We start from the raw sequence: 13,491 nt of genomic DNA on the forward strand, positions 1-13,491 counted from the left end.
GGGTTAATCGCCCAACCCGCCCTCTCAGAAGCCTTCGAAACCCGCAGAACCGCTGTCTAACCCTAGTATGTGGGATAATCTGTTTTCATCCCTCAGACAGCCTTTTCCTTCGCTTCGCTTAAGATGCGATAGACGCTGGATTTGCCGATGCCGAGGGTTTCCGCGATCTTGAGCGGCGGCATGCCTTCACTCTCCAGCTTTAGAATATCATCAGCCTTGGCCTTGGCAGTCGGTTTCCTGCCTTTGTAAAGTCCAGCGGCCTTCGCCTTCGCGATACCCTCACGCTGCCTCTCCAGCATGATCTCTCTCTCAAACTGCGCGATGCTGGTGAGCATGTTGAGGTGAAGCCGTCCGTTCGCGGTCGTGGTGTCGATAGCCCCATCAAGGATACGCAAGGCCACGCCCTTGGCTTCAAGACGCTCTGTGATCTTGACCAGATGGGCTACCGAACGCGCCAGTCGATCCAGCTTGCTGACAACCATGACATCTCCCTCACGGGCGAACTCGATGGCCTCTTCCAGCTTCTCTCGCTTAAGCATATCGACTGATGACACTTGCTCGGTAAAGACCTTCTCACAACCTGCTACCGCGAGGTCGCGTTGCTGGGCCGCTAGGCCTGCCTTCTGGTCGAGTGTGGACGTGCGGGCGTATCCGATGATCATGAAATGTCACTCCAAATAGGTTCTCAGACATATGGGGAATACCTTCCCAAAATGTCAACACCACTCTTATGGGAACACTTCGGACGAGTTCGGATTTTCCCACATAACCTTGGCCTAATGGGAATTTACTTCTCTCAGCTAGATTAGAACCTGCAATGGTCGTTGCATGTGAAAGTGCGCCCCACCGGGGGGAAATTCGTGCGGCACCTTTTAATACCTGCGGCACGCAAATTTGCGCTGAAATAAACCGAGAGTCTATTCCGCGGCGCCGCGTTAAAGTCAAAAAACCTTCTGTGGCCCATTGCAGCAAGACTAGGATGCCACCATATACTGTGTTATATAGTCGTACTATAGGCTCATTTAGTAGCCAAGAGGGAGGATCGCGACGGATTGGAACCAAGGAGTTCTATATGGCTGATGATGTGAGTGCGGAGGGGCCTGAAAAGCCTGAAAATGAAAGCTGGAAGAAGGTTGCGCGGGGCGCGTTGCAAGTAGCAGGAGCTGTGCCTTTCGCGGGAGGCCTTTTCTCGGCTGCCGCGGGCTATTGGTCGGAACGCGAGCAAGATCGACTGAATGACTTTCTCAAGCAATGGATTGCGATGCTTGAGGACGAGCTACGTGAGAAACAGACTACTATAGCTGAGATTGCCATGAGGCTTGACCTACATGATGAGGAAATCGCGGAGCGCGTAACCTCTGACGATTATCAGGCGTTGGTGAAAAAGGCATTCCGAGATTGGGCCGGAACAGAGAGCGCAACCAAGCAAGAATACGTTCGGAACATACTCACTAACGCGGCGTCAGCCAGGCTAACCTCTGATGATGTCGTCCGACTATTTCTCGAGTGGCTTCACAGTTATTCTGAACTACACTTCGCGGTGGTTGCCGAAATCTACAACAGCGATGGTATCACTCGAGGGGAAATCTGGGACCGACTTGGCAAGGGCCGCCCTAGGGAGAACTCGGCCGAAGCGGACCTTTACAAGCTGTTGTTCCGCGACCTGTCAACTGGTGGAGTAGTCCGACAGCATCGTCAAACCGACTACGCGGGAAACTTCATCAAGAAGAAGCGACCGAAGCGCGCCGGATCGACTGACCCACGGATGAAGTCGGCTTTCGATGACGAAGAGGGATACGAACTGACTGCACTCGGCCAGCAGTTCGTACACTACGCCATGACCGAGATCACACCGAAGATCGAATACCACGACGCTGCAGATGATGCGGAGCCGGTCGACGAAGAAGGAGAAAAGGTAGATGCGTGATGATGTTCTGTTCTGGCAGTATGATTGGACTGCCGTAGTCGAAGGTCAGAAGCGAGCCGCACGCGACGCCGCGAGCAAGCTGACGTCGAACGCGTTTGCAGAGAAATCCATCGAAGAGTTGGCGGGTGAGCTATGCGAGAAGTATTCTCTGGAAGTCCCTGCCCTTGATACTGAAAACATCACGGTCAAACAGCGCGAAGTCGAAATCGACGTATCGAACAATCGAATGCGCCACTTCTCATCTGGCGGACCTCAATACGTGAAAGGCACGGCAATAGATGTCCGAATTCCGTTCACCGGCGATGCCCAGATGTTCAAGATAAAGCCCAACACTTGGACAACATCGATCCCGCGAGGTCGCGTGGAAGGTAACTCGGTCGTGTTCACGATCAGCGGCACCAATCTTGAGCAAGAAAAGGTGAAAGCTGAGATCGACCGTCAGATTTCCGAAATCCAGACATGGCTCGGTTTCCAACAAAAAAGCAAGGGGAACTTCGCTGCGGAGCTTTCCCAGATTGCACAACAAGCAGTTGAGGCGCGGAAAACCAAGATCGAGGCAGACGCCGATCTGGTATCTGGGCTGGGTTACAAGACTGAGTAGGCACCTCAGGGCGAACACGAGCATTGACCTTTTCGCAGATTGACGGGATACATATGGGGCACCTTCGGGGATACATGCAAAACGTCCATTTCGTTTTCTTGTTGTTTTCCAAAGGGATAGATGGATAAAGGAATCCTCCGGCATTCCTACCGCCGGAGCCAAAAATTCTTCAAGACCCGGATTTCATTGGAACGTCGCTCATGCGAATTTGCCGAATGTGTACCCTGTGCACCCGAGGTGCACGAACGGGGGCACAAAATGCGGCATGATCCGGTACACGAACCAATGCACGCGCGATTCCGGGATGCCCCGAAATGCAGAAGGCATCGCCCAGCAGAATGAGGCTCAGGCCGTTTGAGGCAATATCGGTGATCACGGTCACCAGATCCATGGGACCGGACAGAAGCCTGCTGGGGCGATCAAGATGCCCGGAAGCGCGTTCAAAGACGAGTGGATTACCGGCACGGATGAAAAGGGCGATGAAACATTCGATAGCTTTTGCCCTGCCAGCCTGCGAAGGTTGGTCGAGAACCTCGAGGAAGGCCCAAGGCATGTGCTTGCTAAGTGGTGAATTGGCCGCACTCTTATGACTCTTCGGAGAAGTCATTCCGAGCATTGCGCGCGACACTTCTCAACTTGGCTAAGGAGCACGACGACAACGCAAATCGTTAAACGCTCCATGGTCACCGTCAACGCGCATGCGTTGAACTCGCGGCAGCCAAATGCGCCGACGCGGAAATCCAAGCTGTAAGAGGTCAGAGCGCCAAAACAGTAGCATACTACTGGAAACAGGCGTACCGGAGAGCAATGTCGCGGACCGCCAAGAAGCGGCGCTTCAAGGAATGACGTGGGAGTCGCTTGTGGAAGTCACGCATAGCCCAAGGGCATGCGATAATAGCTCAGCGTGCACCCCCCTGAAGTCATTGGTACCCAAGGCCGGACTCGAACCGGCACGGTATCACTACCGGGGGATTTTGAATCCCCTGCGTCTACCATTCCGCCACTTGGGCACGGACCCAACCTCTACCCAACTCGCCACCCGAGGACAATAGGCGAACTGGCGCTGGCGTCCGGACGTGCGATTTGCTACGCGAGATCTGCCGATCTTTCTCGATCCGTTGACCAAGGGCCCACAGGAATGACCGCGAAACCGCCGGAAGATATCGCGATATCGGACCGGCTCGACCAGTTGACGGCCCTTGCCGCGGGCGACCGCGTGTCGCTCGGCTGGATTCTGGAACAGCTTCACGAACGCGCTTTCGGCCTGTTCCTGCTGATACTCGCCCTGCCCTGCTGTATCCCGTTCCTCTACGGCGTGCCACAGGTTGTCGCCCTGCCGCTGATGTTCGTCGCGGTCCAGATCGCCATCGGGCGTCGGGTGCCGTGGCTGCCGACGAGGCTGGCCGCGCGCGATGTGGCCACCGAAAGCCTGCACAGGCTTTCCGCCCGCGCGGGCCCCTGGCTGCGCCGGATCGAGGCGATTAGCAAACCGCGCTTGGCGTTTCTGACCCGCAGGCCGCTGGATCAGGTCGTCGGCCTGGCGCTGGTCCTGTTCAGCGCCTCGATCCTTGTCCCTCTGCCCGCCACCAACACCGTGCCGGGCTTTGCCGTGGTGGTGGTGGCGATGGGCCTATTGCAGCGTGACGGCATCCTGGTGCTGATCGGCGCCGTGCTGGGCACCGCTTGGATTGCCACGCTGGTGTTTGCCGGGGCGACGCTTGTCAGCCTGATCAAGGGATGGCTTGGCCTGTGACACGGAAAAATGGTCCCTTGCGCCGCCCCGCACACCCGATCTAATTGCCCCTCAAACGTCGAGGCCAAACGTGACACGTAACTCTTTCATACTTCTCGCCGCTGGCGGTTCGCTGGCCTTGCTCTTGGGGGCCTGGGCGTTCCAGCACCTGGGCGGGCTGGCCCCCTGCAAGATGTGCATCTGGCAGCGCTGGCCCCACGGCGCGGCGATTGTCCTCGGTGCGCTGGTGCTGTTGGTCCCGCTGGGCCTCGGTGCGGTGCGGCTGCTGCTGGGCGCGGGACTGCTCGCGGCGCTGACCACCGCCGTGATCGGGGGCTATCACACCGGCGTCGAGCGCGGCTGGTGGGAGGGCCCTTCGTCGTGCACCGCGGGCAGCACTACCGGCATGAGCACCGACGAATTGATGGACCAGATCATGTCCGCGCCGCTGGTCCGCTGCGACGAGGTCCCGTGGGAGATGATGGGCCTGTCGATGGCCAGCTGGAACATGCTGGCGTCATTGCTCTTTGCGGTTTTCTGGGCGATGGCGCTGCGCCGCGCAGTCTGACCGCCCTGCTTTCTAGCCGGCCTGCTTCTTCGTACTCAGCAACAGGCTCGTCTCGGAGGTCGCGACGCCCTCAAAGCGCCGGATCTCGGCCAGCACGCTGTCGAGTTCCTCCAGCGTTTCGGCCCCGATCTCGACAATCAGGTCCCAGCGGCCATTGGTGCTGTGCAAGGCCCTAACAGCAGACAGCCCGCGCAACCGCCGTTCCACCCGTTCCGTGCCGCGCCCTTCGATCCCCAGCATCATCAGGCCCCGCACCGGGTCACGGACCGTGTCCTGCTTGACCACCACGGTAAAGCCCACGATCTCGCCCGAGGCCTTGAGGCGGTCGATCCGCGACCGCACCGTGGTGCGCGACACGCCCAACGTCATCGCCAGTTCCGACAGCGACGCGCGGGCGTCGTGGCGCAGGGCCGATAGCAGTTTCTGATCCACCGCATCCATATTGCAGGTCCAAGCCTCCGTTTTGCCGATTATGGTTTCGTTCTGGACAAAATACCTGCTTCATTCCGATCAAATTCGCAACAACATTCTGCGCAACAGGAAAGGAGCCTCTGACATGACCCCGTCGAACTGTATTCTGATCGGTGCCCCCGTAGACAGCGGCAAGGCAAGGCGCGGCTGCCTGATGGGCTCGGACGCGCTGCGGGTGGCGGGGATCGAGAAATCGTTGTCCTCGCTGGGTCACAGCGTCGAGGACTGGGGCAACCTCAGCCCTGCCCCGGCCACCGCGCCGGCCTCGCTGCCCGGCCACCTGGTGCAGCCCGCGGAAACCATCGGCTGGACCAAAAGCATTGCGGACGCCGCTGAAAAGGCGATAGAGACAGGTCTGCCGATTTTCCTCGGCGGCGATCATGCGCTGTCGTTGGGCAGCGTAATCGGAGTGGCCAATCATGCAGCTCGCGTGGACCGCCCCCAGTTCGTTCTGTGGCTCGATGCCCATACCGATTTCCACACGCCCCAAAGCACCGAATCCGGCAATCTGCACGGCACGCCGCTGGGCTATGCCACGGGGCGCGACGGCTTTGACGGGTTTCCACAGGTGAAAAACCCGGTTCCCTATGAGAATATCTGCTTCCTGGGCCTGCGGTCCGTCGACCCCGATGAGCGCGAGTTCCTGCAATCCACCCCCGCGCACCGCCACGACATGCGCAGCATCGACGAACAGGGCATCGCGCGGCCCCTAGCCGCCTTCCTCGACACGGTCGCGGCAGCGAACGGGATGCTGCACGTGTCCTTCGACGTCGATTTCCTCGACCCCGGCATCGCGCCCGCCGTTGGCACCACCGTGCCGGGCGGTGCGACGATCCGCGAGGCGCATCTGGTGATGGAGATGATCTGCGACAGCGGCCTGATGACCTCGCTCGATCTGGTCGAACTCAACCCCTTCCTAGATGAGCGCGGCCGCACAGCGCAGGTGATGGTGGAGCTGACCGCCTCGGCCCTCGGCCGCCGTATCTTCGACCGACCAACGCGGGCTTTCGCATGAGCGTTCAGGCGCCTTCCTCCGTCGTAATGATCCGGCCCAACCGGTTTCGGCCCAACCCCGAAACCGCGGCGGACAACCGGTTTCAGTCGCTGCCAGACCTTGACGCAGATGCGGTCGCCACAGGTGCCGCATCCGAGTTCGACACTGCCGTGGCGGACCTGCGCGCAGCGGGCGTGACAGTGCATGTCTTTCAGGACGAAGCGTCGGACACGCCGGATTCGGTTTTTCCGAACAACTGGTTCTCGACCCATCACGGCGGCCATGTGGCCATTTACCCCATGTATGCCGAAAGCCGCCGGCGCGAACGCCGCACCGACGTGATCGAGATGCTGAAGCGGGAATATCGCGTGGCCGAGATCACCGACTATTCCGGACTGGAGGTTGACGGTCTGGCGCTCGAAGGGACCGGCGCGATGGTGCTCGACCATATCGGGCGCCTTGCCTTCGTCGCCCGCTCGCACCGCGCCGATCCGCTGCTTCTGGAACGGTTCTGCACCCGCTTTGGCTATGAGCCCATCCTCTTTGACGCGGTCGACGAGACGGGCACGCCCATCTACCACACCAATGTCCTGATGGCGGTCGGCACCCATTTGGCGCTGGTCGGGCTGGACATGGTGGCCGATCCCGAGCGCCGCGTCACCATACGTGAACGTCTGGAGGAAAGCGGCCGCACCGTCATCGCGCTCAGTGCGCAGCAGATCGCGGATTTCGCGGGCAACGCCATCGAACTCGCCACGCCGTCGGGCCTCGTGCTGGTCCTGTCGTCGCGAGCGCTGCGCTGCCTGACACACGATCAGAAAACTGCGATCGAGCAAACCATGCGCCTCGTGCCGCTGAACCTGCCGATCATCGAAAGCGCGGGCGGCTCGGCCCGCTGCATGATCGCAGGCATCCACCTCGCGCGCCGCGCCACCAACAAGGAAAGTCACTGACATGCCCATCCTCGCCCCCTCGGACAAAGCCTTCGTTCCGTTCGTCTCTGTCGAGAACATGATGCGCCTGGTGCACCGCATCGGCATCGAGAAGATGCTGGAAGGTCTGGCCGACTACATCGCCGCCGATTTTGCCCGGTGGGAGCTTTTCGACAAGACACCCCGCGTGGCCAGCCATTCGGACGTTGGCGTGATCGAGCTGATGCCCACCTCCGACGGCGAGGCTTATGGCTTCAAATACGTCAACGGCCACCCCAAGAACACCAAGGACGGGTTGCAGACCGTCACGGCCTTTGGCCTTCTGGCGGATGTGGACACCGGATACCCTGTGCTGCTGACCGAGATGACGGTGCTGACCGCGCTGCGTACCGCGGCCACCTCGGCTCTAGTGGCCAAGCATCTGGCGCCCAAGGGGGCCGACACCATGGCAATGATCGGCAACGGCGCGCAGTCGGAATTCCAGAGCCTTGCGATGAAGGCCGTCCTTGGCCTCAAGACCGTGCGCCTGTGGGACACCGACAAGGCCGCCACGAAAAAGGCGGCGCGCAACCTCAAGGGGCTGGGCCTGAACGTGGTGGAATGCGACAGCGCCGAGGACAGCATGGAAGGCGCGCAAATCATCACGACCTGCACGGCGGACAAGCAATATGCCACGATCCTGACCGACAACATGATCGGCGAAGGGGTGCATATCAACGCCATCGGCGGCGACTGCCCCGGCAAGACGGAACTGGCCCCGGCGATCCTGTCCCGGTCGGATATCTTCGTGGAATACCCCGAGCAGACCCGCATCGAGGGCGAGATCCAGCAGATGGACCCAGACCACCCGGTCACCGAATTCTGGCAGGTTCTGTCGGGGGCCGCGCCCGGGCGGACCAGCGACCGGCAAATCACGCTCTTCGACAGCGTCGGCTTCGCCATCGAGGATTTCAGCGCGCTTCGCTACATCCGCGACCATATTCCCGGCACGGATTGCTTTCTGGACCTCGACCTTCTGGCCGACCCGGACGACCCGCGCGACCTCTTCGGCATGGTGCAACGCGCGATGCCCTGACGCCTGCGACGCATACGCTCTCGCCTTGTGCGGTGAACTTGGATATGACGCCGCCCAAGACCCAAGCGAAAGAGCGTGACGATGGCTTCACTGAAACGATGGCTCGACCGGCGGCGCAACCCGTGGAAGGGCGTCTTCTACGATGCCTTCCGCCAGTGGCGGCGGCAGAACGGCCAGGCGCGGCTTGTGCAATATGGCGACCTGGTGCCCGGCGACGTGGTATTCGACGTGGGCGCCTACAAAGGCGAGTGGACTGACACGGTTCTGGGCCAGCAGCCCGCCGCGCAGATGCACCTCTTCGAGCCGCATCCCGGCTTTGCCGAGGCGCTGGAGCAGAAATTCGCGGGCCGCGACCACGTACACGTGCACGAGCTGGCCATCGGGTCGACGACCGGCACGATGGAGCTGTCGGATGCGGGCGACGCGTCCTCTTCGGTGGCCGATCACGGCAAGAGCTTCGAGGCCAAGACCATGTCGGTGTCGGATTTCTTTGCCCATACGCCGGTGGACCGGATCGCGCTGATGAAGGTCAATATCGAGGGCGGCGAATACGACCTGCTGCCCGCGCTGATCGAGTCGGGCGACATATCCAAGGTCGACCGCCTGCAAGTGCAGTTCCACCTGTTCGAGCCGGATATGAAGGCGCTGCGCGACGATATCCGCGCCCGGCTTAACAAGACGCATCATTGCGTCTGGTCCTATCCCTTCGTCTGGGAAGAATGGCAGCTACGCCCCTGAGAGACAAAGAAAAACGGGGGGCCGAAGCCCCCCGGTTGAGTTTCGCCGCTCAGGCTCACTCTTTATGTACCGCCCGGTTTCTGCCTGCGGCCTGAGCTGCGTCAGGGGCGAGCGCACCCTCCCCGGATCAGGATGGGTCAGAGCGATAGTCTGCCCCCACCCTAGTCTTCAGACCTCGCGCGATGTCTCGCGCCCCTGGCCTGTCTCGTCGGGGCGGCCGGCCTAACGCCAAACCGGGACCGCCCCTGCACATCCCCCAGGGATGTGTGTTCCGTCAGCTACACCCGCTCGTCGCGCCGCAGGTGTTGCACTTCATGCAAGTCCCGTTGCGCACCAGCGTGTAGTTGCCGCATTCGCCGCAGGCCTCACCCTCGTAGCCCTGCATCCGCGCCTTGGTCGCGGCGTTCATGCCGACCGTGCCCGAGGATACCGCCGTCGTCGTGGTCGCCGCGCTGACGGCCTTGGTCTCGGGCACCAGCGTTTGCAGGGCCGCCTCTGGATCACCGCTCTCGAGCGCCGTGGCCAGCGACGCGCCGCCGTTCAGCACCACCAGTTCCTGCGGCAGTCGCTTGCGCAGGTAGCCGGTCGAGCTGATCTGCTTGAGAACTTCGAGGGATTTCGAGGCAGCTTCGCCCGACATCTCCTTGATATTGCTCACGCCTTCCTCTTCGCCACGGCCTAGGTCGTCAAACGACGCGCCTTCGGGTTTGACGTGTGCGAGGTCCGTGCGGTCTAGGTAGCTGACCGCCAGTTCGCGGAAGATATAGTCCAGGATCGACGTGGCGTTCTTGATGCTGTCGTTGCCCTGCACCATACCCGCCGGTTCGAACTTGGTGAAGGTGAAGGCGTCGACGAACTCCTCCAGCGGCACGCCGTATTGCAGGCCGACGCTGACCGCGATGGCGAAGTTGTTCATCATCGCCCGGAACCCGGCACCTTCCTTGTGCATGTCGATGAAGATCTCTCCAAGCGAGCCGTCGCCGTATTCACCCGTGCGCAGGTACACCTTGTGCCCGCCGACGACGGCCTTTTGCGTGTAACCTTTGCGGCGCTCCGGCATCTTCTCGCGGTGCGATTTCACCACTTCCTTGACGATCACCTTCTCGACGATCTTCTCGGCCAGCACGGCGGCCTTTTCCTGGGTCGAGCCGGTCTCCAGCACCTCGGCGGCCTCGTCGTCATCCTCGACGAGCGCGGCGGCCAGCGGCTGGCTGAGTTTCGAGCCGTCGCGGTAAAGCGCGTTGGCCTTGACCCCCATCTGCCAGCTGCGCTCATACGCGGCCTGGCAATCCTCGATGGTGGCGTCGTTGGGCATGTTGATCGTCTTGGAGATCGCACCAGAAATAAACGACTGCGCCGCCGCCATCATGTCGATGTGGGAGTTCACCGACAGGAAGCGCTTGCCCTTCTTGCCGCAGGGGTTGGCGCAGTCGAAGACCACGTAGTGTTCTTCCTTGAGGTGCGGTGCGCCTTCCAGCGTCATCGTCCCGCAAACGTGGTCGTTGGCCGCCTCGATGTCCTGCTTGGAATAGCCCAGCGAGGCCAGCAGGTCGAAGGTCGGGTCGTTCAGCTTTTCCGCCGGAATGCCCAGCACGTTGCGGCAGAACTCCTCGCCCAGCGTCCACTGGTTGAAGACGAAGCGGATATCAAAGGCGCTGCCAAGCGCCGCATCGATCTTGGCCAGTTCGTTGGCGCCGAAACCGTGGCCCGCGAGCGTGGTGTGGTTGACGCCCGGCGCGTTGCCGATGGTGCCGTGACCCACAGCGTACGCGACGATCTCCTCGATCTCGGCGCTGCCATAGCCCAGCTTTTCAAGCGCGGCGGGCACCGATTGGTTGATGATCTTGAAATAGCCGCCACCGGCCAGCTTCTTGAACTTCACCAGCGCGAAGTCGGGCTCGATGCCGGTGGTGTCGCAGTCCATCACCAGCCCGATCGTGCCGGTGGGCGCGATCACGGTGGACTGCGCGTTGCGGTAGCCGTGCTTTTCGCCCAGTTTAAGCGCCTCGTCCCAGCTGGCCATCGCCAAATCGGCCAGTCGGCTGTCGGGCACGTTGGCCAGGTCCAGCGGCACGGGTTTCACGGCCAGCTTTTCATAGCCTTCGGTCGCGCCATAGGCCGCGTTGCGGTGATTGCGCATCACGCGCAGCATGTGCGCCTTGTTGCGCTTGTAGCCTGCGAACGGACCCAGCTCCTTGGCCATCTCGGCCGAGGTCGCATAGGCCACACCGGTCATGATCGCGGTCAGCGCACCGCAGAGCGCCCGGCCCTCGTCACTGTCATAGCCGTAGCCCATGTTCATCAAGAGGCCGCCGATATTGGCATAGCCCAGCCCCAGCGTGCGGAACTCGTAGCTCAGCTGCGCGATTTCCTGGCTGGGGAACTGCGCCATGGTGACCGAGATTTCCAGAGTCACGGTCCAAAGGCGCGTGGCGTGAACATAAGCTTCCGCATCGAACGTGTCGCCGTCAAAGAACTGCAGCAGGTTCATCGACGCCAGGTTGCAGGCCGTGTCATCAAGGAACATGTACTCCGAGCACGGGTTCGAGCCGCGGATTTCGCCGTCTTCCGGGCAGGTGTGCCAGGCGTTGACGGTGTCGTGGTACTGGATGCCCGGATCGGCGCAGGCCCATGCGGCATGGCCCACCTTCTCCCACAGCTCGCGGGCGGGGATTTCCTTGACCACGCTGCCGTCGGTGCGGTTGGTCAGCGGCCACATCGCGTCGTCCTTGACCGCCTTCAGGAAGGCATCGGTCACGCGGATCGAGTTGTTGGAGTTCTGGCCCGACACGCTGGCGTAGGCTTCGGAGTCCCAGTCGGTGTCATAGGTCGGGAACTCGATGCTTTCATAGCCCTGCTTGGCGTAGTCCAGGACGCGCTTGACGTAGGTTTCCGGAATGGCCGATTTCTTTGCGCCGCGAATGGCCGCTTTCAGTTGCTCGTTCTTGCTGGGGTCGACCGCATCTTCGGTGCTGCCGTCCCAGGCGCGGATCGCGCCGAAGATATCGTTCAGCTTGGCTTCGTGCATCTTGGAGCCGGCGACGATCGATGCCACTTTCTGCTCTTCGATGACCTTCCAGTTGATGAAATCCTCGATATCGGGATGGTCGACGTCGCAGATCACCATCTTGGCCGCACGGCGCGTGGTGCCGCCCGACTTGATCGCGCCCGCCGCGCGGTCGCCGATTTTCAGGAACCCCATCAGGCCGCTGGACTTGCCGCCGCCCGACAGCGGCTCGTTGGCCGCGCGCAGCGAGGAAAAGTTGGTGCCGGTGCCCGAGCCGTACTTGAACAGGCGGGCCTCGCGCACCCACAGATCCATGATGCCACCGTCGCCGACAAGGTCGTCCTTGACCGACTGGATGAAGCACGCATGGGGCTGCGGGTGCTCATAGGCGCTGCTCGATTTTGTCAGTTCGCCCGTTTTGAAATCCACGTAGTAGTGACCTTGACCGGGGCCGTCGATGCCGTAGGCCCAGTGCAGGCCGGTGTTGAACCATTGCGGGCTGTTGGGCGCCGCCATCTGCCGCGCCAGCATATAGCGCATCTCGTCGAAATAGGCGCTGGCGTCTTCCTCGGTGGTGAAATAGCCACCTTTCCAGCCCCAGTAGGCCCAGGCGCCCGCCAGCCGGTCAAAGACCTGCTTTGCGCTGGTCTCGCCGGTTTTCGGCGTGTCGTCAGAGGCGGGAACCGAGCGCCACAGGAACTCGGGCACGTCCTTTTCCTGGACCTTCTTCAACGCGGTCGGCACGCCGGCCTTGCGGAAATATTTCTGGGCGATCACGTCGCTGGCGACTTGGCTCCATTTCGCGGGGACTTCGACTTCATCCAGCTTGAAGACGGTGGTGCCGTCAGGGTTGCGGATTTCCGAACTCGTGGTGACGAAGTCCAGCTCCGCGTAAGCGTCCTGACCTGCCTTGGTAAACTTTCTTTCAATCTTCATTTTGGCTGCCCCATGATCCAGCGTTCTATGACCAGCACGACCGTTCCGGCCGCAAACCCTCGCGTTTCAGTGGCCCAGGAGGCAAAACCCATCCCCGCCGATACGCCGCATCCGGTCGCATTGGCTAAATCCGGCCCTGCCGGTGGAAGTCTTGGGTGTCTGTCCCTACCCAGATCCGCGCCACTATATCTTGTGGCTTGCTGATCCGCCTGCACAACCTGACGTATGTAGCCACAAACGGTCAACGGATTTTTTACCAAGATGGCCGAAAAAATTCAGTTGACCGGGTTATCCACAACGGCGGATTCACGCTCACCCCGATTCATTTCCAACCGCGCGTCGATGCCTGCCAAAAAAAGGAGCGGAAAAAGCGCTTTTATCCGTGTGGCTTAGCCAGTTCTGAACAAAAGAGTTCGGTAAGGGCATGGGCACGCGCCCACCAATCCACCAGATGTGGTGTTCCGGGCACGCCGGAACCCATAGATAGTGCGGCCGCGTATCCCGGCGACA

At 61.1% G+C, this 13,491-nt stretch carries 12 protein-coding genes and 1 tRNA gene; 8 read left to right on the forward strand and 5 right to left on the reverse strand.

The genetic code is table 11. The features are described 5' to 3' along the window. Positions 1 to 92 precede the first annotated feature (92 nt). Positions 93 to 662, reverse strand: a complete 570-nt coding sequence (locus FIU86_RS09985) for a recombinase family protein (RefSeq protein WP_152474949.1) — start codon at positions 660 to 662, stop codon at positions 93 to 95. A 410-nt stretch (positions 663 to 1,072) separates the two neighbouring features. Between FIU86_RS09985 and FIU86_RS09990 the strand changes: the two genes are divergently transcribed. Further along, positions 1,073 to 1,927, forward strand: coding sequence for a hypothetical protein (locus tag FIU86_RS09990; RefSeq protein WP_152474950.1), 855 nt, complete (start codon positions 1,073 to 1,075; stop codon positions 1,925 to 1,927). Then, on the forward strand, positions 1,920 to 2,528 hold the full coding sequence (locus FIU86_RS09995) for a hypothetical protein (protein WP_152474951.1): 609 nt from the start codon (positions 1,920 to 1,922) through the stop codon (positions 2,526 to 2,528). The genes FIU86_RS09990 and FIU86_RS09995 overlap by 8 nt, the downstream gene beginning before the upstream one ends. Before the next feature lie 169 nt (positions 2,529 to 2,697). Here the strand turns inward: FIU86_RS09995 and FIU86_RS10000 are convergent, their stop codons facing one another. Further along, on the reverse strand, positions 2,698 to 3,081 hold the full coding sequence (locus FIU86_RS10000; RefSeq protein WP_172977485.1) for a hypothetical protein: 384 nt from the start codon (positions 3,079 to 3,081) through the stop codon (positions 2,698 to 2,700). A 371-nt stretch (positions 3,082 to 3,452) separates the two neighbouring features. After that, positions 3,453 to 3,538 (reverse strand) — tRNA-Leu (locus FIU86_RS10005). Between the two features lie 128 nt (positions 3,539 to 3,666). Between FIU86_RS10005 and FIU86_RS10010 the strand changes: the two genes are divergently transcribed. Together FIU86_RS10010 and FIU86_RS10015 are read left to right on the forward strand one after the other, a co-directional pair. Then, positions 3,667 to 4,281, forward strand: a complete 615-nt coding sequence (locus FIU86_RS10010) for an exopolysaccharide biosynthesis protein (RefSeq protein WP_152474953.1) — start codon at positions 3,667 to 3,669, stop codon at positions 4,279 to 4,281. Between the two features lie 70 nt (positions 4,282 to 4,351). Further along, complete coding sequence (locus tag FIU86_RS10015; RefSeq protein WP_152474954.1) at positions 4,352 to 4,828, forward strand: disulfide bond formation protein B; 477 nt, start codon at positions 4,352 to 4,354, stop codon at positions 4,826 to 4,828. Between the two features lie 12 nt (positions 4,829 to 4,840). Here the strand turns inward: FIU86_RS10015 and FIU86_RS10020 are convergent, their stop codons facing one another. Then, positions 4,841 to 5,269: an Lrp/AsnC family transcriptional regulator gene (locus tag FIU86_RS10020; protein WP_152474955.1), complete on the reverse strand. Its 429-nt coding sequence runs from the start codon at positions 5,267 to 5,269 to the stop codon at positions 4,841 to 4,843. A 115-nt stretch (positions 5,270 to 5,384) separates the two neighbouring features. Here FIU86_RS10020 and rocF point away from each other — a divergent pair, with 115 nt between their 5' ends. The 4 genes from rocF (at position 5,385) to FIU86_RS10040 (ending at position 9,038) form a co-directional block, all read left to right on the forward strand. Then, positions 5,385 to 6,314: an arginase gene (gene rocF / locus FIU86_RS10025; protein ID WP_152474956.1), complete on the forward strand. Its 930-nt coding sequence runs from the start codon at positions 5,385 to 5,387 to the stop codon at positions 6,312 to 6,314. Beyond that, positions 6,311 to 7,246 carry a citrulline utilization hydrolase CtlX gene (gene ctlX / locus FIU86_RS10030; RefSeq protein ID WP_152474957.1) on the forward strand — a complete coding sequence of 312 codons (936 nt, stop codon included), beginning with the start codon at positions 6,311 to 6,313 and terminating at the stop codon, positions 7,244 to 7,246. Before rocF ends, ctlX begins: the two co-directional genes overlap by 4 nt. A gap of 7 nt (positions 7,247 to 7,253) precedes the next feature. Next, positions 7,254 to 8,300, forward strand: a complete 1,047-nt coding sequence (locus tag FIU86_RS10035) for an ornithine cyclodeaminase (RefSeq protein WP_152477067.1) — start codon at positions 7,254 to 7,256, stop codon at positions 8,298 to 8,300. An 81-nt stretch (positions 8,301 to 8,381) separates the two neighbouring features. Further along, positions 8,382 to 9,038, forward strand: coding sequence for an FkbM family methyltransferase (locus FIU86_RS10040; protein ID WP_152474958.1), 657 nt, complete (start codon positions 8,382 to 8,384; stop codon positions 9,036 to 9,038). A gap of 274 nt (positions 9,039 to 9,312) precedes the next feature. Here FIU86_RS10040 and FIU86_RS10045 read toward each other — a convergent pair whose 3' ends face one another. Then, positions 9,313 to 12,981, reverse strand: coding sequence for a vitamin B12-dependent ribonucleotide reductase (locus tag FIU86_RS10045; RefSeq protein ID WP_152474959.1), 3,669 nt, complete (start codon positions 12,979 to 12,981; stop codon positions 9,313 to 9,315). Between the last annotated feature and the right edge of the window lie 510 nt (positions 12,982 to 13,491).

This window comes from Roseovarius sp. THAF9 (genome assembly GCF_009363715.1).
In the GTDB taxonomy this organism is placed as follows: domain Bacteria; phylum Pseudomonadota; class Alphaproteobacteria; order Rhodobacterales; family Rhodobacteraceae; genus Roseovarius.